The sequence below is a fragment of the Amycolatopsis sp. NPDC102389 genome, from assembly GCF_044765885.1.
In the GTDB taxonomy this organism is placed as follows: domain Bacteria; phylum Actinomycetota; class Actinomycetes; order Mycobacteriales; family Pseudonocardiaceae; genus Amycolatopsis.
Genome location: NZ_JBIWKX010000021.1, coordinates 91,122 through 118,019 on the forward strand (window position 1 = coordinate 91,122; position 26,898 = coordinate 118,019).

General features: G+C 69.1%; 17 protein-coding genes. 13 read left to right on the forward strand and 4 right to left on the reverse strand.

Annotation, left to right across the window (positions count from 1 at the left end; all coding sequences use genetic code 11):
- Window positions 1–15 precede the first annotated feature (15 nt).
- The 7 genes from ACIRGA_RS19755 to ACIRGA_RS19785 all read left to right on the forward strand — a co-directional run bounded on the left by ACIRGA_RS19755 (window position 16) and on the right by ACIRGA_RS19785 (window position 12,137).
- Window positions 16–3,366 carry an amino acid adenylation domain-containing protein gene (locus tag ACIRGA_RS19755; protein WP_400942890.1) on the forward strand — a complete coding sequence of 1,117 codons (3,351 nt, stop codon included), beginning with the start codon at window positions 16–18 and terminating at the stop codon, window positions 3,364–3,366.
- Complete coding sequence (locus ACIRGA_RS19760) at window positions 3,363–6,941, forward strand: type I polyketide synthase (RefSeq protein ID WP_400942892.1); 3,579 nt, start codon at window positions 3,363–3,365, stop codon at window positions 6,939–6,941. The genes ACIRGA_RS19755 and ACIRGA_RS19760 overlap by 4 nt, the downstream gene beginning before the upstream one ends.
- Window positions 6,931–8,241 (forward strand): MFS transporter, encoded by a 1,311-nt coding sequence (locus ACIRGA_RS19765; RefSeq protein ID WP_400942894.1) that lies wholly within the window; start codon window positions 6,931–6,933, stop codon window positions 8,239–8,241. Before ACIRGA_RS19760 ends, ACIRGA_RS19765 begins: the two co-directional genes overlap by 11 nt.
- The gene (locus tag ACIRGA_RS19770) at window positions 8,238–9,494 is read left to right on the forward strand and encodes a cytochrome P450 (protein WP_400942896.1); all 1,257 of its coding nucleotides are present in this window, start codon (window positions 8,238–8,240) and stop codon (window positions 9,492–9,494) included. The genes ACIRGA_RS19765 and ACIRGA_RS19770 overlap by 4 nt, the downstream gene beginning before the upstream one ends.
- Window positions 9,491–10,180, forward strand: a complete 690-nt coding sequence (locus ACIRGA_RS19775) for a thioesterase II family protein (protein ID WP_400942898.1) — start codon at window positions 9,491–9,493, stop codon at window positions 10,178–10,180. The genes ACIRGA_RS19770 and ACIRGA_RS19775 overlap by 4 nt, the downstream gene beginning before the upstream one ends.
- Window positions 10,181–10,226: 46 nt before the next feature.
- Window positions 10,227–11,228 carry an aldo/keto reductase gene (locus ACIRGA_RS19780; RefSeq protein ID WP_400942900.1) on the forward strand — a complete coding sequence of 334 codons (1,002 nt, stop codon included), beginning with the start codon at window positions 10,227–10,229 and terminating at the stop codon, window positions 11,226–11,228.
- 321 nt (window positions 11,229–11,549) lie between these two features.
- Entirely contained in the window at window positions 11,550–12,137 is a 588-nt protein-coding gene (locus tag ACIRGA_RS19785) for a DinB family protein (RefSeq protein ID WP_400942901.1), read from the forward strand.
- Between the two features lie 517 nt (window positions 12,138–12,654).
- Here ACIRGA_RS19785 and ACIRGA_RS19790 read toward each other — a convergent pair.
- Entirely contained in the window at window positions 12,655–13,191 is a 537-nt protein-coding gene (locus ACIRGA_RS19790) for a methylated-DNA--[protein]-cysteine S-methyltransferase (RefSeq protein ID WP_400942902.1), read from the reverse strand.
- A gap of 90 nt (window positions 13,192–13,281) precedes the next feature.
- Between ACIRGA_RS19790 and ACIRGA_RS19795 the strand changes: the two genes are divergently transcribed.
- On the forward strand, window positions 13,282–13,908 hold the full coding sequence (locus ACIRGA_RS19795; RefSeq protein ID WP_400942904.1) for a VOC family protein: 627 nt from the start codon (window positions 13,282–13,284) through the stop codon (window positions 13,906–13,908).
- On the opposite strand, the gene ACIRGA_RS19800 is transcribed toward ACIRGA_RS19795, so the two are convergent.
- A complete protein-coding gene (locus tag ACIRGA_RS19800; protein WP_400942905.1) occupies window positions 13,879–15,636 on the reverse strand; it encodes an NAD+ synthase in 1,758 nt (585 codons plus the stop codon). The two genes, ACIRGA_RS19795 and ACIRGA_RS19800, sit on opposite strands and share 30 nt — an antisense overlap.
- 149 nt (window positions 15,637–15,785) lie before the next feature.
- On the reverse strand, window positions 15,786–18,113 hold the full coding sequence (gene secA2, locus ACIRGA_RS19805) for an accessory Sec system translocase SecA2 (protein WP_400942907.1): 2,328 nt from the start codon (window positions 18,111–18,113) through the stop codon (window positions 15,786–15,788).
- A 149-nt stretch (window positions 18,114–18,262) separates the two neighbouring features.
- Here secA2 and ACIRGA_RS19810 point away from each other — a divergent pair, with 149 nt between their 5' ends.
- Both ACIRGA_RS19810 and ACIRGA_RS19815 read left to right on the forward strand, forming a co-directional pair.
- Entirely contained in the window at window positions 18,263–19,834 is a 1,572-nt protein-coding gene (locus tag ACIRGA_RS19810) for an alpha/beta hydrolase (protein ID WP_400942924.1), read from the forward strand.
- A gap of 52 nt (window positions 19,835–19,886) precedes the next feature.
- Window positions 19,887–21,431, forward strand: a complete 1,545-nt coding sequence (locus tag ACIRGA_RS19815; RefSeq protein WP_400942908.1) for an alpha/beta hydrolase — start codon at window positions 19,887–19,889, stop codon at window positions 21,429–21,431.
- 78 nt (window positions 21,432–21,509) lie between these two features.
- On the opposite strand, the gene ACIRGA_RS19820 is transcribed toward ACIRGA_RS19815, so the two are convergent.
- On the reverse strand, window positions 21,510–22,178 hold the full coding sequence (locus ACIRGA_RS19820; RefSeq protein WP_400942910.1) for an LppX_LprAFG lipoprotein: 669 nt from the start codon (window positions 22,176–22,178) through the stop codon (window positions 21,510–21,512).
- Between the two features lie 89 nt (window positions 22,179–22,267).
- Between ACIRGA_RS19820 and ACIRGA_RS19825 the strand changes: the two genes are divergently transcribed.
- From ACIRGA_RS19825 to ACIRGA_RS19835, 3 genes are all read left to right on the forward strand, one after another.
- Entirely contained in the window at window positions 22,268–23,533 is a 1,266-nt protein-coding gene (locus tag ACIRGA_RS19825) for an MFS transporter (protein WP_400942926.1), read from the forward strand.
- Between the two features lie 68 nt (window positions 23,534–23,601).
- Window positions 23,602–24,945, forward strand: coding sequence for a type I glutamate--ammonia ligase (gene glnA / locus ACIRGA_RS19830; RefSeq protein WP_400942912.1), 1,344 nt, complete (start codon window positions 23,602–23,604; stop codon window positions 24,943–24,945).
- A 14-nt stretch (window positions 24,946–24,959) separates the two neighbouring features.
- Window positions 24,960–26,522, forward strand: coding sequence for an amidase (locus tag ACIRGA_RS19835; RefSeq protein WP_400942914.1), 1,563 nt, complete (start codon window positions 24,960–24,962; stop codon window positions 26,520–26,522).
- The last annotated feature ends 376 nt before the right edge of the window (window positions 26,523–26,898 follow it).

Here is a 26,898-nt window from a genome sequence, read left to right on the forward strand (position 1 = left end):
CGACCGGAGAGAGCCATGTCGTTCAACGAGTACGCCAGCGCCGTCCTCGGCCAGGACATCGAGGCCGACGCGTTCGCCACCACCAGTTTCGTCGGTCTCGGCGGGGATTCTCTGCGTGCGCTCAGACTCGTCGCGCTCGCCCAGGAGAAGCTCGGTCTGCGGATCCCCGTGGCCGCGTTGCTGAGCGACGCGCCGGTCGCCGACGTCTTCGCGGGCGCCGTCCCCGCCGGGAAGCCGGTCACCGGGCAGGAACCGCTCACCGAATCGGTTTCCCATGCCCAGCGCGGGATGTGGCTGATCGAGCGGGTCACCGGCGGGTCCCCGTACAACCTGGTCTTCACCTGTTTCGCGGAGAACGGGAGGCTGTCGCCGGAGGTGTTCGGACGCGCGGTCGCGCTGACGGTCGCCCGGCACCCCGGGCTCCGCACGATTTATCGCGGCGACACCGGCGATGTCGTGACCGAGGTGCTGGACTCTCATGTCCCGGACGTCGAGATGCACACCTGGGACGGCGAAGCGGGCGAGTTCGAGGAACGTGTCCGGTCCCTCGCGGCCCGGCACGGACGGCGTCCGTTCGATCTCGCGAAAGCGCCGGCGTACCGGTTCCTGCTGGTCGAAGGCGGCACCGGCGGCCAGGCCGTCGTGCTGGTGGCGCACCACATGGTGCTCGACGGCTGGTCGGTCGGCCTGCTGCTGAAGGAACTGTTCGCCCGCTACGCGACGTTGGCCGACGGAGGACCCGAGACCGTGGGGGAGCCCGGTGTCTCGCCCCGGGTTCTCCTGCGCCATCAGGAAGAAGCCCGCGCCACTGGGGAATGGGATCGGCAAGCCGAGTTCTGGACGAAGCACCTCGACGGCGTGCCGACGGTACTGGAACTCCCGTCCGACCGGCAGCGTCCCCCGATCCAGGACGCCGCGGGCGCGCGGGCGCCGATCGGCTTCGGTGTCGCCGCGAGTGCGGCGGTCGCCGAACGTGCCAGGGCGCTGGGCATCACCCCGTTCGCCTTCCTGCTCGGCGCTTTCGGCCTCACACTGAGCCGCTGGACCGGCGCACGTCACCTGCTGGTCGGGGTGCCGCTCACCGGCCGGGGGAGCACCGAACTCGAAGAACTCGTCGCCGTGGCCGGGAACCTGGTCCCGGTCCGGATCGACATCGCCGAAGACGCGGCCGTGGCGACGTATCTCCGCTCGGTGCACCAGTCGCTCGGACAGAGCATGGACGCGGGCGACCTGCCGTTCGACGAGCTGGTCACCCGGCTCGGGATCGCACGCACGCTGGGCTGTCACCCGCTGGTCCAGGTGTCGTTCGGAATGCACGATCAGCTTGTCCCGCAACGGATCGAGACCTCGGCAGCGCGGCTGCGGATCGAAGAGGGCCACGGTGGCGGCGCGCAGTTCGACCTCTCCCTCCTGATCGGCAGGGCCGAGCCCGCACTCGGTGGCCACCTCGAATACGCGTCCGCGGTCTTCGGGCCCGCAGACGCCGAAGGGTTCATAGCGGACTTCCTCGCGGCGGCGGAGCAACTGGCCGCGGCCGGTGACGTCGCGGTCGAAGAGATCCGTTGCCTGTCACCGGAACGGCGGGCGGTGCTCGACGGGATCAACCGGACCCGCCGGGATTTCCCGGCCACGTCGATCGACGCGCTCTTCCGCGAAGTGGTCCTCCGCGACCCGGACGCGATCGCCGTCCGCGAAGACGAAGTCCAGCTGAGCTACGGGGAACTCGCCGCCGCGGCCTCCCGGCAGGCGCGGCTGCTGCGCGAATCCGGTGTCGAGCCCGGCGACCGGGTCCTCGTCGGGCTGGACCGGTCGGTCGCGGAAGCGGTCGCGGTGCTCGGCGTCGTCTGGGCGGGCGCCGCGTACGTCGGTGTCGATCTCAGTGTCCCGCCCGAACATTCCGCCAAGATCGTCCGGTCCGCCGCTCCCGCCGCGGCGCTCGTGCCCGAGGCGTCGGCGGAACACCTTCGCGCACTCGGGATTCCCGTGGTGGCGGCGTGGGATCCGGCCTGGGACGTGCGGGAGGTCGTCGAACCGCCGGTGGATCCGGACCCGGCACGGCTCGCCTATGTCGCCTTCACCTCCGGCTCGACCGGAGAGCCGAAAGGCGTCTGCGTTCCGCACCGCGCCATCGTCCGGCTGGTGCACGAGGCGGATTACGTCCACCTCGGCCCGGACGAACGGGTGCTGCGGCTGTCCCCGCTCGCCTTCGACGCGTCCACCTTGGAGCTTTGGGGCGCGTTCCTGACCGGGGCGACGCTCGAGGTGTACCCGGCCGGCCTGCCGACGCCCACCGAACTCGGCGAGTTCCTGCTGGACAACGAAGTCACCGTCGCCTGGCTTACCGCCGGCCTCTTCCGGCTGGTCGAGGAGTTCGCGGGTGACGCGTTCGCCGGGATGCGGCAACTGCTCACCGGCGGTGACGTCGTCCCGCACGAGCACGTCGCCAGGGTGCTGCGACGCCATCCCGGCCTGATCATCACCAACGGCTACGGGCCGACCGAGAACACCACGTTCACCACCACCTATTCGGTGACCGACGCGGACGAGGTCGACGGTCCGCTGCCGATCGGCACGCCGTTGCCCGGAACGCGGGTGTACGTGCTGGACGCCCGGCATCGGCTCGTGCCGCCGGGCGCGGTCGGCGAGCTGTACACCAGCGGTCTCGGTCTCGCCGACGGCTACCTCGGCGACGAGGCGGAAACGGCGCGCGTGTTCGGCGAGTTCTCCCCGGACGTTCCGGAACGTCTGTACCGCACCGGGGATCTGGTGCGTATCGACACGAAGGGCCGGGTCCGGTACCTCGGACGGCGCGACGACCAGGTCAAGCTGCGCGGCTACCGCGTCGAACTGTCGGCGATCAGCGACGCGCTCGCGGCGGACCCGCGGGTGCAGGACGCCGTCGTCGCGGTCACCGACGGCGACAGCGCGGAGAAGCGGTTGATGGCAGCCGTCGTCCCGGCACCCGGTGCGGCGTTCGGCACGGCGGACCTGCGAGACGCCTTGAACGGCAGGCTGCCGGCGTACATGGTCCCGACGCTGTGGGCGCTGGTCGAGCGGATCCCGGTGACCGGCAACGGAAAGGTCGATCGCCGCGCGCTGGCCGCGGTGGCGGCCCCGGCGGCCGCCGCCCCGGAACCGCAAGACGATCTCGGTCCCGCCCTCGCGATGTTCACCGAGGCGATCGGCGAACCGCCGGTGGAGGTCACCGCCCGGACGGACTTCTTCACCGTCGGCGGGAATTCGATGGCGGCCATCCGGCTGGTGACACTGGCCAAGGAACGGACAGGGGCGATCCTCAAGGTGCGCGACTTCCTGCGCGACCCGACGCCGGAAGGCCTGGGCAAGCTCCTCGCGAGCGCTTCATGACCGCGCAGGAGCCGGTCGCCGTCATCGGGATGGCGTGCCGCTATCCGGGCGCGCCGGACCTCGACCGGTTCTGGTCGTTGTTGCGCGCGGGCGCCGAAGGCATCAGCCGCCTGGACATCGAGGAGGTCCTCGCGGCCGGCGGCGACCCGGAGCTGACGCGGCGTCCTGAATTCGTCCCGGCGATGGGGTTGCTGACCGGCGCCCGCGGTTTCGACTGGACGTATTTCGGCTACAGCCGCGCGGAGGCGGCGAGCATCGATCCTCAGCAGCGGGTGTTCCTGGAATGCGCGGTGGCCGCCCTCGACGACGCCGCACTGGATCCGACCCGGTTCCCCGGCTGGATCGGCGTGTACGGCGGAGCCGACCAGGTCACCGCCGAGCCGGACGGCGACCTCGGCGAACTGGCCCGCTACATCGGGCTCGGCCCCGACTTCCTGGCGACGCGGGTGGCCTACAAACTCGGCCTCCGCGGCCCGGCGGTCACTGTGCAGACGGCGTGCTCGACCTCACTGACGGCGGTGCACATGGCGGCGGCGAGCCTGCGCGGCGGCGAATGCGACGTCGCGCTCGCCGGCGGGGTCGCGGTCATCGGCGACGGCGCACGCGGCTACCTCCACGAACCCGGTGGAATCCTTTCCCCGGACGGGCATTGCCGCACCTTCGACGCACAGGCCGGGGGCACCGTGCCCAGCGAGGGCGTCGGCGTGGTCGTGCTCAAGCGGCTGGCCGACGCGCGGCGTGACGGCGATCGTGTCCTCGCGGTGGTCCGCGGCTCGGCGATCAACAACGACGGCGCCGAGAAGATGGGCTACACCGCTCCCTCGGTCGAGGGGCAGAGCGAACTCATCCGTTACGCGCAGCGGCTGGCCGGGGTCGACCCGCTGGACATCGGGTACGTGGAAGCGCACGGCACCGGCACCCGCATCGGCGACCCGATCGAGGTCCAGGCCCTCACCGACGTCTTCCAGGCGGACACCGACGCCACCGGCTGGTGCCGTCTCGGCGCGGTCAAGAGCAACATCGGCCACACGGGTTCCGCGGCGGGGGTGGCGGGCCTGATCAAGGCGGTACTGATGCTGCGGCACCGGGAGCTGGTGCCGTCGGTGCATTTCACCCGGCCGAATCCCTTGCTGGAGCTGGACTCCACGCCGTTCGTGGTGAGCACCCGCACCGAACCGTGGACCGGACGGGACGGCAGGCTCGCCGGGGTCAGTTCGTTCGGGGTGGGCGGCACCAACGCGCACGTCGTCCTCGAAGAGGCGCCCACCCGGACGGCACCGCCCGCCCGTGCCGGACGTCGCGTGCTGACGCTGTCCGCCGCCGCGCCGGAGGCACTCGGCCGGATGCGCGCCGATCTGGCCGAGCATCTGCGCACGACTCCCGGCGTGTCGTTGCCCGAAGTCGCCGCGACACTGGCGGCCCGCCGGACCTACCGGCACCGGCAGACCCTCGTCGCGGCGGACACCGCCGAAGCCGCGGCACTGCTCGCGGCGCCCGGGGCGTCCGTGCCGGGCACGCTCGACAAGGTCGCATTCGTCTTCCCGGGGCACGGTCTGCTGACCCATCCCGCGGGGGCCGCCGCGCACCGGCTGCTGCCCGGATTCCGGGCCGCCTTCGACGAAGTCCGTGACCTCGTCCGCGATCGGCACGGACTCGACCTCTCGCCGATCGTCACCGAAGACGCCGACCCGGCCTGGTTCTCGCAGCTCGTGTCCCACCAGGTCGGGCTGTTCGCGCTCGGGTACGCGCTGGGCAGGCAACTGCTGGAGCTGGGGATCCGGCCGGTCGCGATGCTCGGCAACAGCATCGGCGAGTTCGCGCCCGCCACCCTGGCCGGGCTCTGGACCCTGCCGGACGCGGTGGACCTGGTCCACCTGCGGGCTTCGGCCATGCTGGCCACCCGGCCGGGCCGGATGGCGGCCGTCGGTACCGGAGCAGGCGAACTCGCGGAACTCTTGGCGGACAAGGGTTTCGACGAGCTCGCACTGGCCGTGCGCGGTCCTGGCCGGGTCGTTGTTTCGGGGCCCGACGAGGTGATGACCCGGCTGCTCGACGGTGATCTCTTGGCCGGTCTCGACGTCCGGGTGCTCGACATCCCGCGCGCCTTCCACAGCACGTTGATGAATCCCGCCGCCGACGAGCTCGCCGGGGCGGTGGCCGCCACGCCGAACTCGGCGCCGCGGATCCGGTTGGTGTCCAACACTTCCGGTGAGTGGGCGGAGCCGGACGCGCTGCGCGGTCCCGGTTACTGGGCGGGGCAGCTGCGCAGCCCGGTGCTGCTGGAGGACTGCGCGGGCACCCTGCTGGGGTCCGGCTGCGACACCTTCCTCGAACTGGGCCCCGGCACGTCCATGCTCGCCACGCTCCGCCGTCACGCGGGCTGGAAGGCGGGCCACGTCACCGTGCCGCTGCTGGGCCGGGCCGAGGACGGCGAGCACGGTGTCCTCCGTGCGCTCGGTTCGCTCTGGGAGCGCGGCGCGGACGTCGTCGCCGAATTGCTGGAGGTGCCAGGCGAACAGCCGGTCACCTGTTCGCTGCCGACTTACCCGTTCGCCGACGAGGTGCCGGAATCCGCCGTCACGCGCCGATCCACTTCGAAGTCCACTGTGGATGATCGTGAAGAGTCCACAGTGGAGCGACTGTGGTGTGCGGCACTCGGTGTCCCCTCGGCGGACGCGGCGGACGATTTCTACGCGCTCGGCGGCGAATCGCTGATGGCGGTGAACCTGATGTCGAAGATCCGCGAGCGGACGGGTGCTTCCGTGTCCGTGGCCGAGTTCGACCAGGAGGCCACCTTCGGCCGGTTGGCGCGGCTGGTCGCGGAGCGCTCCACCGAGCCGAGGCACGCGGTCGACGTCGTGACCTTCCACGAAGACGGCCCCGGCAGACCCCTGCTGCTCATCGCGGATTCCGCGGGCGGCGCGCTCGCCTACCGCGCGCTGGCGGGCGAACTGGCCGGAGCGCGGCCGGTTCACGGACTCGAAATCGTTTCCGATCAAGAAAAAGGTATCGACGCCATCGCCGCCCACTACGCCGACGCGGTGCTCCGGGCGCAACCGGTGGGCCCGTACCTGCTGGGCGGCTGGTCGTTCGGCGCCGTGCTGGCCCACGAGGTCGCGCACCGGCTGACCCGCCGCGGCGCGGTCGTGGACACGGTGGTCGGCCTCGACGGGTTCGTCCAGGGGCGCCGAGGGCTGCCGATGGCCGTCGACCCCGGCTTCCTGGTGAGCCACGGGCGAACCCTCGTCGACGCGGCCTTCGGGTTCGGCGCGGTCGGCCGTGCGGTGCGGCGCAATCCGGCGCTGCGCGCACAACTGCTGGGCAAGGCACGCGCGCTGGTGCCGTACCGGCCCCCATTCGTTCCCGCCGGGGCACTGGTGTTCCGGGCGGGATCGGACCGGCGAGGGGCCGCCCGGCTCCGCGCCCGTCTCGCTCCGCTGTACGGCGGCGGCGTCCAGGTGTTCGCCACTCCGGGCGATCACTGGTCACTGCTCACGCAACCCCATGTGGGCGCCCTCGCCCGCGAATTGAACGGTGCTCTCGCGGGCGCCGAGAGGATGGATCATGTCGGCTGAGTCCACGGCGACGAGTCAACCCACCGCCACGGCGGCGCCGGAACCCCCGGTCCGGGAAAAGCCGCTCTTCCGCAACCGCGATTTCCAGGCCATGTGGATCAGCCAGTTCTTCGCCGCCTTCGGCAAGGAAGCGGCGGAGATCGCGTACCCGCTGCTGATCCTCGCGACCACCGGATCGGCGACCTACGCCGGAGCGGTCGGCGCGGTCCAACTGGTGGTGGCCGGGGTGATGTCGCTGCCCGGCGGCAGCCTGACCGACCGCTTCAACCGCAAGATGATCATGATCGTCTGCGATCTGGCGAGGCTGGTGCTGCTGACGTTGTTCGCCGTGCTCGTGATGAGCGACGGTGTCAACGTCTGGTTCACCTTCGCCATCGTGATCCTGTCCGCGACCTGTCTCGGGGTGTCCAATCCGGCCGGGATGGCGGCGATCAAACAGCTCGTGCCCGCGTCGCAGCTGACCCAGGCGACCGCGCAGAACCAGATCCGGTTCTTCGGCGCCACCGTCGCCGGCCCGCCCGCCGGTGGCGCGCTGTTCGCCCTCGCCAGGGCACTGCCGTTCTTCGCCGCCGCGCTCTCGTTCCTGGCCTCCGCGGTCATCCTGCTGCTGGTCAAGAAGCCGACCCAGGCACCGCGGACCGTCGAAACCAAGACCGCGCCCAAGGGCCGCATGCTCGACGGCTTCAAATTCATCCTGAAGCAGCCGATCATCCTGACCCTGGTGCTGTGGGCGATGGGCTCGAACATGGCCTTCAACCACTCCGGGATGTTCCTCGCCCTGATCGCCACCGCGCAGGACCGGGGCGCGTCGGAAGCCTTGATCGGCACGACGCTCGCCATCGCGGGCGGCGGCGGCCTGACCGGCGCGCTGCTCGCGGGCATCGTGCTGAAATACGTGCGGCCGCCGGTGATCATGGCCTACGCCATCTGGATCGGCCCGGTCGCCGCGGTACTGCTGACCTTCGTCCCCGGCACGTTGCCGCTCGGCGTCATCGTCGCCTGCATCTTCCTGCGCGCCGGTGTCGTGGGTGCGCTGATCTACGGCTACATCGCCGCGCTCGTGCCGGACAACCTCCAGGGCCGGGTCATCGGCGCGGTGATGTTCGTCGGCATGATCGCGCAGCCGATCGGCATCTTCGCCGTCGGCGCGATCTTCGACCTCGCCGGCCCGACGTGGGTCTTCGTCTTCATGGCCGTCGCCGGAACCCTGTTCGCGCTGCCGACCCTCAGCAAGCGCATCCGCACCCTGCCCGCCCCTGAAGAGCTCGCCAAGCAAACGACTTCGGAGGATGGAAAATGAGCCTGGAAACCCCTGAGCAGACTTCTGTCTCGCCGGAGCCGCTTCCCGCCGAGTTCTGCACCCGTCCCGGCCCGGACCCGTACGCGGGCTACGCGGAGGTGCGGGGCACCTGCCCGGTGCGGGCGATCGAGTACCCGCCGAACTCCGAGGCCTACGTCGTCGCCGACTACGAAACGGTGAGCAACAGCTTCGCCGACCGCCGGCTGTCGAAGAGCGTCGACAACGCGCCCGGCTGGTTCCGCGAAGCGCTCGAGCAGAGCAGCCCGATCCTGATCAAGAACATGCTCACCGCGGACCCACCCAAGCACACCCGGCTGCGCAAGCTGGTCGGGAACGCCTTCGTCCCGCGCCGGATGAACGAACTGCGGCCGCGGATCCAGGAGATCACCGACGACCTGATCGACGCGCTGCCCGACGAAGGCGTCGCCGATCTCTACAACGACTTCGCGCTCCAGCTGCCGATGCGGGTGATCTGCGAGTTCCTCGGTGTCCGGCTGGAGGACTGGCCGCTGTTGCACGACTGGGGCATGGTGCTCAGCAACGCGCCGTACCCCGACGACGAGGGCAACCGGCGGCTCAAGCGGGTCAGTGACGAGGTCGAGAAGTACCTGCTGGACCTGATGGCCGAGCGGCGCGCGGATCTGCGCGAGGATCTGGTCAGCGTCATCCTCAAGACGGCCGCCACCGACGAGGCGTACAGCGACGAAGAGATCGTCTCCACGCTGATCCTGCTGATCATCGCGGGCCACAAGACGACCGCGAACCTCGTCGGGAACGGGATGCAGGCGCTGCTGCGGCATCCGGACCAGTTCGCGCTGCTCAAGAGCGAACCGGATCTCGTGACGACGGCGATCGAGGAGTTCCTGCGCTTCGAAGGCCCGGTTTACCGTGCGCCGCAACGGTTCGCGGCCGAGGATCTGGAGCTGTGCGGGCAGCGGATCGGCAAGGAGAGCGTCGTCCACCTGCTCATCAACTCCGCCAACCACGACCCGGAAGTGTTCGAGGATCCGGAAAAGCTGGACATCACCCGCAAACCGAACCGGCATCTCTCGTTCGGGGGCAACGTGCATTTCTGCCCCGGCGCGCCGCTTTCGCGGGTCGAAGGCGCCGTCGCGTTCACCACGTTGCTGCGGCGGCTGCCGGGGTTGAGCCTGGCCGTGGCGCCGGAGGACCTGCCGTGGCGGTTCGACAACTCGGCCAGCCGCGGTCTCGAACGGCTGCCGATCCGCTACGACCGGAAGCTGCCGCGATGACCTCGCTGGTATGCCTGCCGTTCGGCGGAAGCGGCGCCGCCTTCTTCCACCCGTGGTCGGCCTTCGCCGCCGACGACCTCGAAATCGTGCCGATGCGGTTGCCCGGCAGGGAACGGCTGATCGACGTCGAGCCGTACCGCTCGGTGCACGACGCCGTCGACGCTTTCGTGGACGATCTGGGTGATCCGGGGGACGTGGTGCTGTTCGGGCACAGCGTCGGTGCCGTGCTGGCCTACGAACTCGCGCACCGGCTGCCGTCCGTGCGGCACGTGTTCGTCAGCGGTTCCCCCGGCCCCGCCACGGAACGCCCGCACGAGATCCGCGCGTCCGTGCGCGAGGACGACGACGCCTTCCTCGCGCAGGTGCAGGTCCTCTCCGGGCACGTCGACCAGGCGCTGTACCACCCGGATCTGAGGGAACTGCTCCTCCCGGCGTTGCGCGCGGACGTGACGATGCACGAGAACTACGTCCCGAGCACCACCGAGCCGCTCACGGTGCCGATCACGGCTCTGCGCGGCACCGGCGACGAACTGGTCTCCGCGGCGGACATCCGCGAGTGGGCGGAGTTCACCACCGCCGGATTCGACACGGTCGAACTCCCCGGCGCGCATATGTACGTGGTCGATTCCGGGGCGGCCGTGATGAATCTGATCCAGAACACGATTCGTTCCGATAGCGTTGTGTGAGCACCTGATCGCTCGCCAACCGTGACCGCAGGAAGTGATGGGACCCATGAAATTTCGCACGATCGGCCTGAACCCGGATTCGCGGCGCGAAGTGAGCGCGCTGGCGCTGGGGGCGATGCCGTTCGGCACCGGCGTCGACGAGGAAACGTCGTTCGCGATCCTCGACCGGTTCGTCGAGGCCGGCGGTTCGTTCGTCGACACCGCGAACAACTACGCCTTCTGGCACAACGGAACGCAGGGCGGGGAGAGCGAGGCGCTGCTCGGCCGGTGGCGTGCCGACCGCGGTATCGGTGAAGAGGTCACCATCGCCACCAAGATGGGCGCACGGGCGAAGGCGCCGGGCATGAGTTTCGCCGACACCGGCAAATTCGAGAACATCGAAGGCCTTTCCCCGAAGGCGATCAAGGAAGCCGTCGACCGCAGCCGGGAGAACCTCGGCGTTGACAAGCTCGACCTGCTGTACGCGCACGTCGAAGACCGGTCGGTTCCGCTCGAAGAGACCGTCGAGGGTTTCGCGCAGGTCGTCGCCGACGGTTCGGTGGGCCTGCTGGGCGTGTGCAACCACTTCGCGTGGAAGGTCGAGCGCAGCCGGGCCCACGCCGCCGCGAAAGGACTGCCGGGGTACGACGTGCTCCAGTACCAGCACACCTACCTGCGGCCCCGGACCGACCGCCCCGCCCGGCGTTCGCCGGAAGGCGCCAACGGGTTCGTGTCCGGTGAGCTGCTCACGTACCTGAACGAGAACCCCGGTCTCTGGCTCGTCGCCTATTCGCCGCTGCTGGCGGGCGCGTACGTCCGCGAGGACAAGCCGCTGGAGTTCGACTACGACCACCCCGGCACCCCGAACCGCCTCGCGGCGTTGCGCGAGGTCGCGAAGGAGATCGACGCGACCCTGAACCAGGTCGTGCTCGCGTGGATGATCGGCGGCGAGACCCCGGTCATCCCGCTCGTCGGCGCTTCTTCGGTCGCGCAGCTGAACGAAAGCCTCGAGGCCGTCGACATCACGCTGACCGCGGAACAACGGGCGAAACTGGACGCCGCCGCCTGACCCCACCCCCGGAGGGAGCAAGGGACCTTTGCTACCGCTTGTCTCAACGTCGAGAGAAGTGGTAGCAAAGGTCCCTTGCTCTCTTTTCGCAGGTGGACGCGGTCACTGTGTGGATTTCTGGTCATCTGACGCACCAAAATCCACACGGTCGACACCCACCGATACCCGGATCAAGAGGTGTGGATTCGGAGACGCTCAACGTCCCTGAAGCCGCACACCTCGCCAAGTGGTAGCAAAGGTCCCTTGCTCTCTTCCGGGCCGAATCGCCGCAAGAACCCGGTGTCGGGTGCCATGATCCCCTTCCCGACGGAAGGAGCCACCATGGCTGGAAACGTCCCCCCGGTCGCCGACGAGCGCGAAGGCCTCCTCGCTTACCTGGAGCAGCAGCGCCATGTCCTGCGCATCGCCGCGCATGGCCTCACCGAAGAACAAGCCCGAGCCGTCCCGACCAGAAGCTCACTGAGCGTCGGTGGCCTGATCAAGCACACCGCGACCGTGGAAGACGGCTGGATCGACATCATTCTCCAGAAGCCGTCGAAGCCGATGGACGAGGCGATGAAGGAGTACGAAGCCGGCTACGTGATGGCTGAAGGCGAGACGATCGAAGACATCTTCGCGCGTTACGACGAAGTCGCCCGCCGGACCTCGGAAGTCATCGCGGGCATCGCCGACCTCGGCCAGCCGGTCCCGGTGCCGAAGGGCGTGCCCTGGTACCCGAAGGACGTCGACGCGTGGTCGGTCCGTTGGGTGCTGCTCCACCTCATCGAGGAGACCGCGCGGCACGCCGGGCACGCCGACATCATCCGCGAGCACATCGACGGTGCGACGGCGATCCCGTTGATGGCCGCCGCGGAAGGCTGGCCGGAGACGCCCTGGCTCAAGCCCTGGTCGCCTGCCGACGGCGACTAGGCGGTGCCCGCACCCAGGTGTCGCGAAAGCCACTTTCGGGACATCAGACGTCGCGAACGTGGCTTTCGCGACACGCTCCGGCTGCAGGACCCCTTGCGGGAAGCCGCCAACCCGACCCCACTGCCCACAAAGGTCTCTCTCCGAGAAGGCGCTGCCTGTTTAGTTCGGTTTGAGTGATTTCACAAAGGGGGCGTGAGCGATAACGGGGGTTATTGAGCCGAAAGTCAAACGTGTCGCGGCGAGACCGCGAGCAAGGAGGCCGTCGGCGCGAGGTGTGGGCGCCGACGGCGCCCTGCTGCACTTTGAGTGTCCACACAGGACCTTTGCTGACACCCGAATGCCTGTTTGATGCTCACATGGCCGGTTTTCCGTGGGGTCGAGAGTGGCAAGTGTCGTTAGAACCCCACTTGCCACTCACGATCTCACTTGAAAACCGTACATACGCGCATCAAATGGACCTCAGGCCGCCATCAAGTGTCCTTTGTGGACATTCGGAGGATGCGCAGACCCACGGCGACTAGAACAAGGTCGGTTCGTCCGCCAAAGCGCCTTCGATGACCAGCATCCGGCGCTTGGTGGCGACCCCTCCGCGCGCGGAGAAGCCACCGTCCTTGCCGCCCGCGGCGAGAACGCGGTGGCAGGGAACGATGATCGGGAACGGGTTCCGGCCCATCGCCTGCCCCACGGCCTGCGCGCCACCGGGCATGCCGAGGATGTTCGCGATGTCGCCGTAGGTCAGCGTCTTGCCCGCGGGGATCGTGCGGATGAACTCGTACACGCGATGGTGGAAGTCCGGTACTCCTTCGTAATCGAGCTCGACGCCGGTGAGGTCCGTGCGCTTGCCGTCCATCAACGAGGTGATCCCGTCGATCGCGCGCTGGATCTCGCCCGGCGGTGTGGATTCGGCCGCTTCGGGAAGGCGCGCGGTCAGTCGCGCCCTCGTCTTCGCTTCACTGCCCTCGGGGAGCTGGACCGCGATGACCCCGCGTTCGTTCCACGCGATGCCGCAGTCGCCGATCGCGGTGCCGAACACGGAGTAGCCCGGTGCCGTCATGGGGCCAGGATAGGGGAGCGGTCCGACAGTTTCGGATTCATCGCCAGGCCGCGGTGCCGCCGGAGCCGTCGCTGCGGTAGGAGTATGGACATGAGCGACCTCGTGCTTGATCACCTCGTCTACGCCGGGCCGGACCTCGAAGAGGCCGTCGCGCGCGTCGCCGAGCTGACCGGCGTCACGCCTGTACGCGGCGGAAGGCATGTCGGTTTCGGTACGGCCAACTACCTGGCCGATCTGGGTGCCGGTGCCTACCTCGAGGTGGTCGGCCCCGACCTGGATCAGCCCGAGCACATCGGGCCGCGCCCGTTCGGCGTCGACGAGCTGACCGCGCCCGCCCTGGTCACCTGGGCCGCACGCGTGAACGGCATCGACGAGGCGATCGCGGAAGCACGCCAGCGTGGTTACGACCCGGGTGAGGCGTCCGAGATGTCACGGACCACCGACGACGGCGAACTGCTGACCTGGCGTCTCACCGGCGCGGGCGGTCTCGACGGGCTCGCGCCCTTCCTCATCGACTGGGGGAGCACCCCGCATCCGACGACACGGGGTCTTCCGTCGATCCCGCTGCTCATGGTCACCGGTGTCCACCCCGAACCCGCCGCGGTCGAATCCGCGGTCCGCGCGCTCGGGATGGACATGCTCGTCCGGCGCGACACGAAGCCCGGCCTGGTGGCCGTGTTGACGAACTCAGCCGGGAAGCAGGTCGCGCTGAGCTGAGCGGGTCACGACGGTGCCCTCCCGCCAGCCGTTGGTCATCGGCAGCCGGCGGTCCCGCCCGAACGCCTTGAACGTGATCTTGGTGCCCGGCGGATACTGGCGGCGCTTGTATTCGGCCTTGTCGACCATCCGCACCACCCGGTCGATGGTCTCCGGTTCGAAGCCCGCGTCGACCAGGTCGACGTAGCCGCGGTCGCCCTCGATGTAGTCGTCGAGGATGTCGTCGAGCATCAGGTAATCCGGCAGCGAGTCGCTGTCCAGCTGGCCGGGCCGCAGCTCGGCCGACGGCGGTTTGGTGATCGAGTTCTCCGGGATCGGCGGGGTTTCGCCGTTCTTCTCGGCTTCCGCGTTGCGCCACTTGGCGAGGTGCCAGACGTGCGTTTTGAACAGGTCCTTGATCGGCGCGAAGGCCCCGACGGCGTCGCCGTAGATCGTCGAGTAGCCGACGGCGAGTTCGGTCTTGTTCCCGGTGGCGAGCACCAGGTGACCGTCCTGATTGGACAGTGCCATCAGCAGCATGCCGCGGACACGGGCCTGGATGTTCTCCTCGGCGAGGCCGGTCAACTGAAGCTGCTCCACGTAGACCTTGACCATGTCCGCGATCGGCTCGACGCGATAGTGCGCGCCGATCCGGCGGGCGAGGTCTTCGGCGTCGCCCTTCGAGTGTTCCGAGGAATACTCCGAAGGCATCGAAACGCCGTAGACGTTGTCGCCGCCCAGCGCGTCGGCGGCCAGCGCCGCCACGACCGCCGAGTCGATGCCGCCCGAGAACCCGAACGTCACCGACGAGAAGCCGTTCTTGTGCACGTAGTCGCGCAGTCCGACGACGAGTGCGTGCCACACCTCGGCTTCGTCCGACAGCGGCTCGCTGATCGCGGACTCGGTGCGCGGGTCGTAGGCCGGGACCGGGTCTTCGCTGAGGACGCGGCGCTTGACCCGCAGGCCTTCGAACTCGCCTTCGGCGGTGTGCCCGCCGGCGACCAGGTCCGTGTCGACGACGAGCAGGTGCTCGACGAACTGCGGAGCACGCGCCAGCAGCCGGCCGTCCGCGCCGACCACGATCGAGTCGCCGTCGAAGACGAGGTCGTCCTGGCCGCCGATCTGGTTCGTGTACACCAGCGGCGCCCCGGCCTCGGCCGCGCGGCGGGCGATGAGCGGCAGGCGGATGTCGTCCTTCGCGCGCTCGTAGGGCGAAGCGTTGGGCGCGACCACGAGATCCACCCCGGCCTTGCCCAGCGCGGAGATCGGGCCGCCGTCCTGCCAGACGTCCTCGCAGATCACCATGCCGACGTCGACACCGTGGAAGCGAACGACTTCGAGGTCGTGGCCCGGCTTGAACCAGCGGTGCTCGTCGAAGACGCCGTAGTTGGGCAGGTGGTGCTTGAACTGGCGGGCGACCACTTCGCCGCGATACAGCGCGGCCGCCGCGTCGCGCGGGCCGGTCTCGTCCAGATCGAGGTACCCGATGTAGGTGAGCACCTCGCCGCATCCGGCGTCTTCGAGCCGCTTGGCGAGCGCTTCGACCATCTGCTTCGAGGCGGACGCGAAGGTCGGGCGGAGGGAGAGGTCCTCGACGGGGTAACCGGTGAGGGACATCTCCGGGAAGACGACGATGTGGGCGCCTGCTTCGGCGGCTTTGCGAGTCCACTCGACGGTGAGCTCGGCGTTGCCTTCGAGGTCCCCGACGGTGGTGTTGACCTGGGCCAGTGCGATGCGCAGTTGCGGCATGCCGACATTCTCACCCACCGGCGTCCGCGGGGACGACCGGATGTGCCGAATCGCCCACCCGGGGCAGGCCGGTGCGGAAAGAGAGCGGGGGACCTTTGCTATCGCTCTCCAAAAGAGAGTGACAGCAAAGGTCCCCCGCTCCCCGCGCGCTACTTGCGCTTGATCATGCTCCGCACCTTCTTGATGGTCTGCTCGAAGTCGGAGTCGAACGGGTTGTCGTGCACCAGGTAGGTCCACGTCGTGTTCGCCCGCCGCACCCCCGCGTCACCGAGGTCGATCCCGTTGTCGGTGATCTCGGCCTCCTCGAGCGTCTTCGCCGCCCTCTCGGCCGCCTCCGGGATGATCTTGTGGAACTCGGGGATCGCCGCCCGGTGGAACTCGTCGATCGGCGTCTCCCGCGCCAGCGCCCGCAGGTGGATGCTCTCCCGCACGTCGGTCAGGAACGCCAGGTGATCGGACCACAGCTGGTCGATGTGGAACAGCAGCACCTCACGGCTCAGCTGTTCGACCTTCGCCTCGTCGTCGACCTTCTCCGAAAGCTCCTTGAACTTTTCCGGGTGCGCCTTCTCCAGCACCTCCGCCGCGTGCTTCGTCCGCAGCACCTTGTCCCGGTGCTCGAGCAGCTCGCCGCGCTGCCGCTCGATCAGCCGCGTGTAGCGCCAGGTGTTCCGGTGGATCTCCAGATCGACACCCTCGGCGACGCGCTGCGCGTGGTTGATCTGCCGCAGCGCCGCCGGGTCGACGATCTCGCCGCTGCCCACGTCGGAGCTGATGCCCTCGGGGATGTCCGGCGCGTTCGACAGCACGAGTTCGTCGTTCAGGCTGGCGAAGAACACCGCGCTGCCCGGGTCGCCCTGCCGCCCGGACCGGCCGCGCAGCTGGCCGTCCAGCCTGCTCGACGGGTAGCGGGCGGTGCCGATCACGTGCAGGCCGCCCAGCTCGACGACCTCGTCGCGGCCGTCGCCGTCTTTGCCGCCGAGCCGGATGTCGGTGCCTCGGCCCGCCATCTGGGTCGAGACGGTGACCGCGCCCTTCTTGCCGGCGTCGGCGATGATCGCGGCTTCCTCGGCGTCGTTGCGCGCGTTGAGCACGACGCATTCCAGGTCGACCTTCGCCAGCTTCTCGGCCAGCTCTTCGGATTCGGCGACGTCCTGGGTGCCGACGAGGATCGGGCGCCCGCTCTCGTGCACCCTCCGGATCTCCTCCTCGATCGCCCGCAGTTTCTGCGACGGCGACCCGAAGATCCGGTCCTCCTGGTCCTCACGGATGTTCGGCGTGTTCGGCGGGATGACCGCGACCTCGAGTTTGTAGAACTCGCGCAGCTGCTCGGCGACCGCGACCGCGGTACCGGTCATCCCCGCGACCTCGGGGTACCGCGCGAGCAGCGCCTGCACGGTGATCGAGTCGAGGATCTCGCCCCGGTCGGTCGCCTTGACCTGCTCCTTCGCTTCGACGGCGGCCTGGAGGCCGTCCGGCCAGCGCTGAAGTTCGGCGACGCGGCCGCGCGCGGCGTTGATCAGCTGTACCTTGCCGTCGCGCACCAGGTAGTCGACGTCGCGGGTGAGCAGCGCGTGCGCGTGCAGCGCCACGTTCACCGCGGGCAGCCTGTCCGAGCCCGTCTCGTCGTAGAGGTTGATGTCGTCGCCGAGCGCCTTCTCGACCACCGAAGCGCCGGCCTTGGTCAGCCAGGCGTTGCGGCCGTCGGCGTCGGTCTCGTAGTGCAGCCCGAGCCGCAGCCGCCGGACGATGTTCGCGACCTCTTCGTCGGCGTCGGTGTGGTCGATCGACCCGGCCATCACCAGCGGCACGCGGGCCTCGTCCACCAGCACGGAGTCCGCCTCGTCGACGATCGCGACCTCGGGCTCGCGCTGGACCAGGTCTTCTTCGCGGGTCACCAGGCGGTCGCGCAGCACGTCGAAGCCGATCTCGCTGACAGCGCCGTACGTGACCTCCTTCGCGTACGCCTCGCGGCGCTCGTCACGGGAGTGCGCGGGCTCGACCCAGCCGACGGAGACGCCGAGCAGGTCGTAGATCGGGCCCATCCACTCGGCGTCGCGCCGGGCGAGGTAGTCGTTCACCGTGACGACGTGGACGTGCTTCCCGCGCAGGGCGTACCCGGCTCCGGCCAGCGCACCGGCCAGAGTCTTGCCCTCACCGGTCTCCATCTGCACGATATGCCCGCTGAGCAGGCCCATCGTGCCCAGCAGCTGGACATCGAAGGCACGCTCGCCGAGGGCCCGCCGCGCGGCCTCACGACCGAGCGCGCAGACCTCGATCAGCTGGTCGTTGCCGAAGGAAGCGGCGTCGCGAAGCTTGCCGGCCCGCTCTGTCAGCTCCTCGTCGGAGAGCTTCTCCAACTCGGGCTCGAGCTTCTCGATGGCCGGCAGCAGCGCTTCGTAGCGGGTCAGCTCGACGCTGCCCGGCCGCTGGATGATCCGGCGCAGCTTCTTGCCCACCCGGCTGATCAGTGCTGCCACCCCTGTGCTCCCGTCTGTTCTTCTGCCGTCCGCACCCGTATCACCAACGCGGTGGTGGTGCGGCCGAGTTCCACGGCCGATGGCACGATCCAACCGTGTCCACTCATGTCAGCGCCAGGTCCCGTGCCCGTCGATTCGCCGCGATCACGCTGTCCGGCTTGCTCGCGGTCACCGTCGCCGCGTGCTCGTCGGGAGAGGGTAGAACCCAGCCGCCGCCTCCGGCCACCGAGTCGCACGCTCCGACCGGACCGGTGCCCGCCGGACTCGAGAAGTTCTACGGACAGAGCCTGACCTGGGCCGACTGTGCACCCTACGCGACATCGGATGACGCGAAAGCGGCGTTTCGAGTGAAGGACGCGCAGTGCGCCCGGCTGACCGTTCCGCTCGACTACGCGAAGCCCGAAGGCGACTCGATCACGCTCGGCCTGCTGCGCCGGAAGGCGCTGGATACCGACGAAAGGATTGGGGCGCTCGTGGTCAACCCCGGCGGTCCCGGCGCCTCCGGGATGCAGGCCGCGGCCGGTCTCGCCTCCCGGACGGCGACGAACGAGCTGGGCAAACGCTTCGACATGGTCGGTTTCGACCCGCGTGGCATCGGCGCGAGCCAGCCGCAGGTCCGCTGCCTGACCGATGCCGAACGCGACGCGGACCGAGCGGACGACGGCGAGACCGACGGCTCACCCGAGGGAGTGAAAAAGCAGGAAGCCGAGTCCCAGGACTTCGCGGCGAAATGCGCCGAGCGCACCGAACACGGCCCCGCGATGCTCGCGAACCTGGGTACGCGTGACGTCGTCAAGGACATGGACATCCTGCGTTCGGTCCTCGGCGAGCCGAAGCTGAACTACCTCGGCTACTCCTACGGGACGCGGATCGGGTCCGCCTACGCCGAGGCCTTCCCGGCGAACGTCCGTGCGCTGGTGCTCGACGGGGCCGTCGACCCGGAGCAGGACGCGGTGGAATCGCTGGTCGGGCAGGGGCAGGGCTTCGGCAAGGCGTTCGGGGAGTTCTCGAACTGGTGCGCCGCGCGCGAGGACTGCGCCCTGGGGCGCGACGCCGCCGGTGCGACGAAGGCGTTCCAGGACTTGGTGCGGCCGCTGATCGACTTCCCGGTGCCGGTCAGCGACGGCCGGAAACTGTCGTACGAGGACGCGACGACGGGCGTCATACAGGCCCTCTACCAGGAAGATCTCTGGGAACCGCTGAACACCGCGCTCAACGACCTGAAGCGCCAGCGCGGCGACGGCCTGGAAAAACTCGCCGACCTCTACAACGAGCGCGGCGCCGATGGCCGCTACGGGACGACGCAGGACGCCTTCGTCGCGATCCGCTGCGTCGACGACCCGCGGGTCACCGATCCGGCGAAGATCCTCGACGCGCAGAAGCGGTACGCGGAGGCGGCGCCGTTCCTCGACGACGGCAAGCCGGACGGAGCCGCGCGCGACTCCTGCGCCTTCTGGCCGGTGCCGAACACCTCGGAACCGCATCAGCCGAACGTCGAAGGCCTGCCGAAGACGCTGGTCATCTCGACGACGAACGATCCGGCGACCCCGTACCAGGCAGGCGTCAACCTCGCGAAAGCGATCAAGGGAGCTTTGCTCACGTTCGAGGGCAACCAGCACACGGTGTTCCTCCAGGGCGTCTCGTGCGTCGACAAGATCGGCATCGATTACCTGGTGAACGGCGCCCTTCCGGACGAGGGCACACGCTGCGCCGCCAAGTAACGAGTTCGGAGCGAAGGGCCTTGACCGGCCGGGACGCTGCGAAGATCGCGAGATGAGCCTTCGCCGCGTCCCGGCCGTGCTCGTTGTCGCCGTGCTGGTCGCCTCCTGCACGACGCCGCAGCCGAAGCCCGCGCCGTCGCCGGCCACCGCGACATCGCCGACTCCGGACCCGAAGGCGCTCGAGAAGTTCACCGAGCAGAAGCTGGCGTGGAGCGCGTGCGCGTCCGTCACGGACAAGGCGTTCGACTGCGCGAAGCTCACCGTGCCGCTCGATTACCTGAAGCCGGACGGCGAGACGATCTCGATCGGCGTCCTCCGGCACAAGACGAAGGACTCCGGAGGGCGGATCGGCTCGCTCGTGCTCAATCCGGGCGGCCCCGGGGGCTCGGGCGTCGCGGCCGCGGCGCGGATCGCCAAGTCGCGGCCCGCCGCGGCGCTGGCCGAGCGCTTCGACATCGTCGGATTCGATCCGCGCGGAGTCGGGGCCAGCGAGCCGAAGCTCGTCTGCCTCACCGATGCCGAACGCGACGCGGACCGCGCGGAGGATTCGGAAAGCGACTCGACGCCCGGCGGGATCGCGAAGCAGCTCGCCGACGCCAGGGCGTACGCCGCGAAGTGCGCCGAGCGCACGAAACACGGCAAAGAGCTGCTCGCGAACATCGGGACCAGGGACGTCGTCCGGGACCTCGACGTCCTGCGCTCGGCACTCGGCGACGAGAAGCTCACCTACCTGGGCTTTTCGTACGGCACGCAGATCGGGACCGCCTACGCCGAGGCCTACCCGGACAAGGTGCGGGCCCTGCTCCTCGACGGCGCGATCGATCCCGAACTCGACACCGCCGAATCGCTGGTCACGCAGATGGCGGGCTTCCAGAACACGTTCGCCGAATTCGGCAAATGGTGCGTCGACCGCGCGGATTGCGCGCTCGGCCGGGACGCGGGCGCGGTGACGAAGGCGTTCCAGGAACTGGTGCGGCCGCTGATCACCGACCCGGTGCCCGCGGGGACCCGCAAGCTCTCGTTCGAGGACGCCATCACCGGGACCAGCGCCGCGCTGTACTCGCAGGACGCGTGGAAGTTCCTCAACGACGGATTCGCCGAGCTCAAACGGGGAAGTGGCAGGACGCTGGTCGCGCTCGCCGACAACTACTACGGCCGCGAGCCGGACGGCCGGTACACCGGCATCCTCCATGTGTACTTCGCCGTCCGTTGCGTCGACAGCACGCGGATCGCCGACAGGCGCGTCATCGACAGCGCCCACCGGCGGATGCTCCAGGGCGCGCCGTTCCTGACCGGCGGCACCCCGGACATGAGCGAGCTCGACATCTGCTCGGTGTGGCCAGTGCCCGCCACGTCGGAGGTCCACCAGCCGGACGTCGACGGCCTGCCGCGGCCCCTGATCATCTCGACCACCGACGACCCGGCGACCCCGTACGCGTCCGGCGTGAACCTGGCGCGGGACCTCAAGGGAGCTTTGCTCACGTTCGAGGGGGCGCAGCACACCGTGTTCCTGGACGGCAACGAGTGCGTCGACAGCGCCGGCCTCGCCTACCTGATCGACGGCTCACTGCCCGCCCCCGGCACCCGCTGCCCCTAGCGGGGAAGCAAGGGACCTTTGCTACCACCGGCCCCGCTGACCAGGCATTTCCCGCCAAAAGGGAGCGGGGGACCTTTGCTACCGCCCGGCCCCGACGACCACCGCGTTATGCCTGGTCAACGCCAGTTCCAGCATCACCGCGAAGTCCTGCGGACTTGTCGGCGGCACTTGCAGCCACACCCGCACCAGCCGCCGCGGCTCGTCCCGCGAAATCCACAGCTTCACGAACACGTCCGACTTGATCTCCGGCACGATCCCGCCGATCACCGCGGCCGGCACCTTCGCGGCGATCCGGAACGATTCGGTGTCCTGCACCCGCTCCCACCGCTCGCCCCGCAGGTCGGTCGCCCCGGTCAGCAGCCGCCGAAGCCCGCCTTCAGGCCCGAGCATCGCCCGCGGCGTGTAGGGCTTCGAAGCCGGAATCACCCGCTCCCCACCAGGCCCACTGAGCGTGATCTCCGAGCCGGAGAGCCGGTACTTGACCTTCATCCGTTCGAAGTCGTCCTGCAGATCGGCGTTCCCGACCGCGCCACCCTCGAGGCTGACTTCGCCGTCGAGCCCGCGCACCGGCAACCCGGTGACGACACCGTTCACCCCGAGCGTGAACCGCACGCTGCGCAACGAGACGAGGGAGTCGGCCGCCGCGCTCACGTAATCCTGGGCAGGCGGCAGCGGGGGAGACCCCGCGCAGCCGCCGATGAGCCCGATCGTGAGCAGCAGCGCCGGCACGAGGTGACGGCAGCGCATGGCCAGAGCCTATGGCCATGGCCCGAATCTTGCGCACAGTGTCCTTCCGGCCGCTTTCGCCGAGCGCCGCCGCCGATGACGCTGTACCCGTGCAAACCGAGACCCGGCTCCACCGCGCGTGGTTCGTCGCCGCCGCCGCGTTCATCGCCCTGCTCGCCGCCGCCGGTTTCCGCGCGGCCCCCGGCGTGCTCATCGACCCGCTTCACAACGAGTTCGGCTGGTCGCGCGCGACGATCGCGTCGGCCGTCTCCGTGAACCTCGTCCTCTACGGCCTCTTCTCGCCCTTCGCGGCAGCTCTCATGGAGCGCTTCGGCATGCGACGTGTTGCTTCGACGGCGTTGTTCGTCGTCGCGATCGGCGCGGGCGGCACGGTGTTCATGAACGCGAGCTGGCAGCTCATCCTCTGCTGGGGCGTGCTGGTCGGCGTCGGCACCGGCTCGATGGCGATGAGTTTCGCCGCCACGGTCGCCGCCCGCTGGTTCGTCCGCAGCCGCGGCGTCGTCACCGGGGTCCTCACCGCGGCGGGCGCCACCGGCCAGCTGATCTTCCTCCCGATCGTGGCGAACCTCGCCGTCGACGAGGGCTGGCGGACGGCGTCGCTCGTCATCGCCATCGCCGCACTGGCCGTCGTCCCCGTCGTTCTCCTGGTGGTCCGCGATCACCCGTCCGACGTCGGAACGACCGCTTACGGCGCGGAGCCGGGCGAAGTCGCTCCAGTCGCCCGCAAGGGTGGTTCCGCCCGCCGCGCGCTTTCGGTCCTCGGCTCGGCCGCGCGCACGAGGACGTTCTGGCTGCTCGCCGTCGGCTTCGCGATCTGCGGTGCCACGACGAACGGCCTGGTCAGCACCCACTTCGTGCCCGCGGCGCATGACCACGGCATGCCGCAGACCACCGCCGCCGGCCTGCTCGCCCTCGTCGGGATCTTCGACGTCGCGGGCACGATCGCCTCGGGTTGGCTCACCGACCGCGTCGATCCGCGAATCCTCCTCGGCGTCTACTACGCCCTTCGCGGCGTTTCGCTCGCCCTGCTCCCGCAACTGTTGAGCGGAACGGTGGAACCGAGCATGTGGGCGTTCATCGTCTTCTACGGCCTCGACTGGGTGGCGACGGTTCCGCCCACCGTCGCGCTCTGTGTCCGGCAATACGGCACCGCCGGGCCGATCGTCTTCGGCTGGGTATTCGCCAGCCACCAGCTCGGAGCCGGTCTCGCGGCCTTCGGGGCCGGCGCGATCCGCGACTCGTCGGGCAGCTACGCCCTCGCTTGGTACATCGCCGCGAGCCTCGCCGTGATCGCTTCGGTCGCTTCGCTGTCGATCACCAAGGCGGCCAAACCCGAGCCGGTTCTCGTGGGGTGATCCACCACTTCCGGTCGATCGGCGCGTCGCGAAACATGTCGTTAACACGTTCTCGTTAGGGTGCGGCCATGGATCGCCAGCAGGAGTTCGTGCTCCGTACCTTGGAAGAGCGCGACATCCGTTTCGTCAGGCTCTGGTTCACGGATGTGCTGGGGTTTCTCAAGTCCGTCGCGGTGGCCCCCGCCGAACTCGAGGGCGCCTTCAGCGAGGGGATCGGCTTCGACGGATCGGCCATCGAAGGATTCGCCCGCGTCTACGAGTCGGACATGGTCGCGAAGCCCGACCCGGCCACGTTCCAGGTCCTCCCCTGGGAGACCCCGGACGGCGGCCCGTACTCGGCGCGCATGTTCTGCGACATCGCGATGCCGGACGGCTCCCCGTCCTGGGCGGATCCCCGGCACGTCCTGCGCAGACAGCTCTCGAAGGCGGGCGAAGCGGGTTTCACCTGCTACGTCCACCCTGAGATCGAGTTCTTCCTGCTCGCCAGCCTGCCGGACGACGGCAGCGAGCCCGAGCCCGCGGACAACGGCGGCTACTTCGACCAGGCCAGCCACGCGACGGCGACGCACTTCCGCCGCCACGCCATCGAGACGCTCGAGGCGATGGGGATCTCGGTCGAGTTCAGCCACCACGAGGGCGCGCCCGGTCAGCAGGAGATCGACCTCCGCTACGCCGACGCGCTGACCATGGCCGACAACGTGATGACCTTCCGCTACGTCGTCAAGGAGGTCGCGCTCACCCAGGGCGTCCGCGCCACCTTCATGCCGAAGCCGTTCACGAACCAGCCGGGTTCCGGGATGCACACCCACGTGAGCCTGTTCGAGGGTGATCGCAACGCCTTCTACGACGCGGAGGACCCGTACGAGTTGTCAGCGACGGGCAAGGCCTTCGTGGCGGGGCTGCTGCACCACGCGAAGGAGATCTCGGCGGTCACCAACCAATGGGTGAACTCCTACAAGCGGCTGATCAGCGGCAGCGAGGCCCCGACGACCGTTTCGTGGGGCCGTGCCAACCGCTCCGCGCTGGTCAGGGTGCCGATGTACTCGCCGGGCAAGGCGTCGTCACGCCGTGTGGAGATCCGCACGCTCGACTCCGCCTGCAACCCCTATCTGGCGTACTCGGTCATCCTGGCCGCCGGTCTCAAGGGCATCGAGAAGGGCTACGAGCTCCCGCCTCCCGCCGAGGACAACATCTGGCAGCTGTCGGACTCCGAGCGCCGCGCGGCCGGGTATGCCCAGCTCCCGCAGAACCTCGGGGAGGCGCTGGCGGAGATGGAAAAATCGGAACTTCTGCCCGAAGCGCTCGGAGAGCACGTTTACGACTTCTTCCTTCGCAACAAACGTGTTGAATGGGATAACTACCGCAGCGCGGTGACCCCGTACGAGTTGCGGACCTTGCTTCCGGTTCTCTAGACGAAGGAGACCTGATGGTGCGGCGGCCGATGTTCGGAGTTCTGACGACGTTGGTCGCCGCGACCATCGCGGCGAGTGCCGCTCCAGCGGCCTCCGCCGCCGGAAAGCCACTCGATCTCGACGCCGCCGACATCCCCGCGCTCCAGACCCGGATGTCCTCCGGACGGCTGACCGCGGTAGGTCTGACCTCGGCTTATCTCGACCGCATCCACAAGGTCGACCGCAAGGTGAACGCGGTCATCGCGGTCAACCCGGCCGCGATCGCGCAAGCCGCGGAGAGCGACGTCCGGCGTCGCGCCGGCAAGACGCGCGGACCGCTGGACGGCATCCCGGTCCTGGTGAAGGACAACGTCGACACCCGCTCTCAGCAGACCACGGCGGGGTCGCGGGCCCTGCGCAGCAAGCCCGCGAAAGACGCGACTCTGATCCGCCGCCTGCGCGACGCGGGCGCGGTCGTCCTCGGCAAGGCGAACCTGTCCGAGTGGGCGAACTTCCGCGCCGCCAAACCCACTTCAGGGTGGTCGGGCGTCGGTGGGCAGACGAACAACCCGTATGTGCTCGATCGCAACCCCTGCGGGTCGTCCGCCGGATCCGCCGCCGGTGTCGCCGCGTCACTCGCCCAGGTCGCGATCGGCAGTGAGACCGACGGCTCGATCGTCTGCCCGGCCGGGATGACCTCGACCGTGGGACACAAACCGAGCCTCGGCCTGGTCAGCCGCACCGGCGTGGTGCCGATCTCGGCCGAACAGGACACCGCCGGCCCGATGGCCAGGCACGTCGTCGATGTCGCGCTGACCCTGTCCGCGCTCCAGGGCCGAGACCCGAGCGACCCCGCCACCGGCACGTACCCGCCGAATCAGCCGACCGACTACGCCGCGCACCTTCGTCCCGGCGTCCTGAAGGGTTCCCGGATCGGGCTCTGGCGCCTCCCGGTCCTCGGCCCGGACGTCGAAGCGGTGATGACGAAGACCAAGAATTCGCTGGTCAAAGCGGGCGCCGAGGTCGTCGAGGTGACCTTGCCGTACCAGGCCAGGCTCGGCGAACTGGAGTTCCCGGCCCTGCTCACCGAGTTCCACCGCGACATCGATCGCTACCTGGCCACGCGCCCGGAAGGCCCGCGCGACCTCGCCGCGCTGATCGCCTACAACCGATCCGACCCGCTGGAGCAGACCTGCTTCGCCGGACAGGAACTCTTCGAACAGGCGCTCGCCGCTCCTGGCCCGTCCGACCTCACGTACCAGGCCAACCGCCGTGAACTGACCGACCTGGCGAAACGCTCGATCGACGAGACCCTCGCGAAGTACCGCCTCGACGCGATCGCCGCGCCCACGAACCCGCCCGCCTGGAAGACCGACTGCAAGACCGGCGACAACGACGTGATCCCGTCGTCGACGCCGGCCGCGGTCTCGGGTTATCCCGCGGTGACCGTGCCCGCCGGTTTCGTCGGCGAGCTCCCGGTCGGGGTCTCGTTCATGGCGGGGCAGTGGACGGACGCCCGAGTGCTCGCCTACGCGGCCGACTTCGAACGCGTCGTCCCCGCCCGTAAACCGCCTCGCTACCTGAAGACCGCCGGATGACGGGGGTTCATACCGGCTGACCTGCGGCGATGTCGTTAAGTGACCCCCCTGTTTTCGGGGGGTTCCGGGGCATGTAATCTTCTCTTCGTCGCCAAGAACACCGGGCCACCGGGGCCGAAAAGCCCCAGGCCAGGAACACGGGCCGAGCGGGTTGACACCGCGAACCGGACCAGGTAACGTTCAGCGTCGGCCCACGAGCGGCCGCCGACCCCCTACGACTAAGACCGTAGGATTCGGCATGCTCGACCAAAAAGCTTGTGAATATCGCTTTGAAACAAAGCGTGTTGCTTGAGAACTCAACAGTGTGCTAGTGAACTAAGCCAGTAGAGCTTATGTATTTGAACCTCGTTTGAGGTTCCTTTGAGAGCATTACTTT

Excerpts from the sequence above, each read along its gene's own strand:
- ACIRGA_RS19765 (WP_400942894.1), top strand. The coding sequence starts at position 6,931 with ATGTCGGCTGAGTCCACGGCGACGAGTCAACCCACCGCCACGGCGGCG.
- ACIRGA_RS19775 (WP_400942898.1), top strand. The coding sequence starts at position 9,491 with ATGACCTCGCTGGTATGCCTGCCGTTCGGCGGAAGCGGCGCCGCCTTC.
- ACIRGA_RS19800 (WP_400942905.1), bottom strand. The coding sequence starts at position 15,636 with ATGCCGCAACTGCGCATCGCACTGGCCCAGGTCAACACCACCGTCGGG.
- ACIRGA_RS19795 (WP_400942904.1), top strand. The coding sequence starts at position 13,282 with ATGAGCGACCTCGTGCTTGATCACCTCGTCTACGCCGGGCCGGACCTC.
- ACIRGA_RS19780 (WP_400942900.1), top strand. The coding sequence starts at position 10,227 with ATGAAATTTCGCACGATCGGCCTGAACCCGGATTCGCGGCGCGAAGTG.
- ACIRGA_RS19760 (WP_400942892.1), top strand. The coding sequence starts at position 3,363 with ATGACCGCGCAGGAGCCGGTCGCCGTCATCGGGATGGCGTGCCGCTAT.
- ACIRGA_RS19835 (WP_400942914.1), top strand. The coding sequence starts at position 24,960 with ATGGTGCGGCGGCCGATGTTCGGAGTTCTGACGACGTTGGTCGCCGCG.
- ACIRGA_RS19815 (WP_400942908.1), top strand. The coding sequence starts at position 19,887 with ATGAGCCTTCGCCGCGTCCCGGCCGTGCTCGTTGTCGCCGTGCTGGTC.
- ACIRGA_RS19790 (WP_400942902.1), bottom strand. The coding sequence starts at position 13,191 with ATGACGGCACCGGGCTACTCCGTGTTCGGCACCGCGATCGGCGACTGC.
- glnA (WP_400942912.1), top strand. The coding sequence starts at position 23,602 with ATGGATCGCCAGCAGGAGTTCGTGCTCCGTACCTTGGAAGAGCGCGAC.
- ACIRGA_RS19770 (WP_400942896.1), top strand. The coding sequence starts at position 8,238 with ATGAGCCTGGAAACCCCTGAGCAGACTTCTGTCTCGCCGGAGCCGCTT.
- ACIRGA_RS19785 (WP_400942901.1), top strand. The coding sequence starts at position 11,550 with ATGGCTGGAAACGTCCCCCCGGTCGCCGACGAGCGCGAAGGCCTCCTC.
- ACIRGA_RS19755 (WP_400942890.1), top strand. The coding sequence starts at position 16 with ATGTCGTTCAACGAGTACGCCAGCGCCGTCCTCGGCCAGGACATCGAG.
- ACIRGA_RS19820 (WP_400942910.1), bottom strand. The coding sequence starts at position 22,178 with ATGCGCTGCCGTCACCTCGTGCCGGCGCTGCTGCTCACGATCGGGCTC.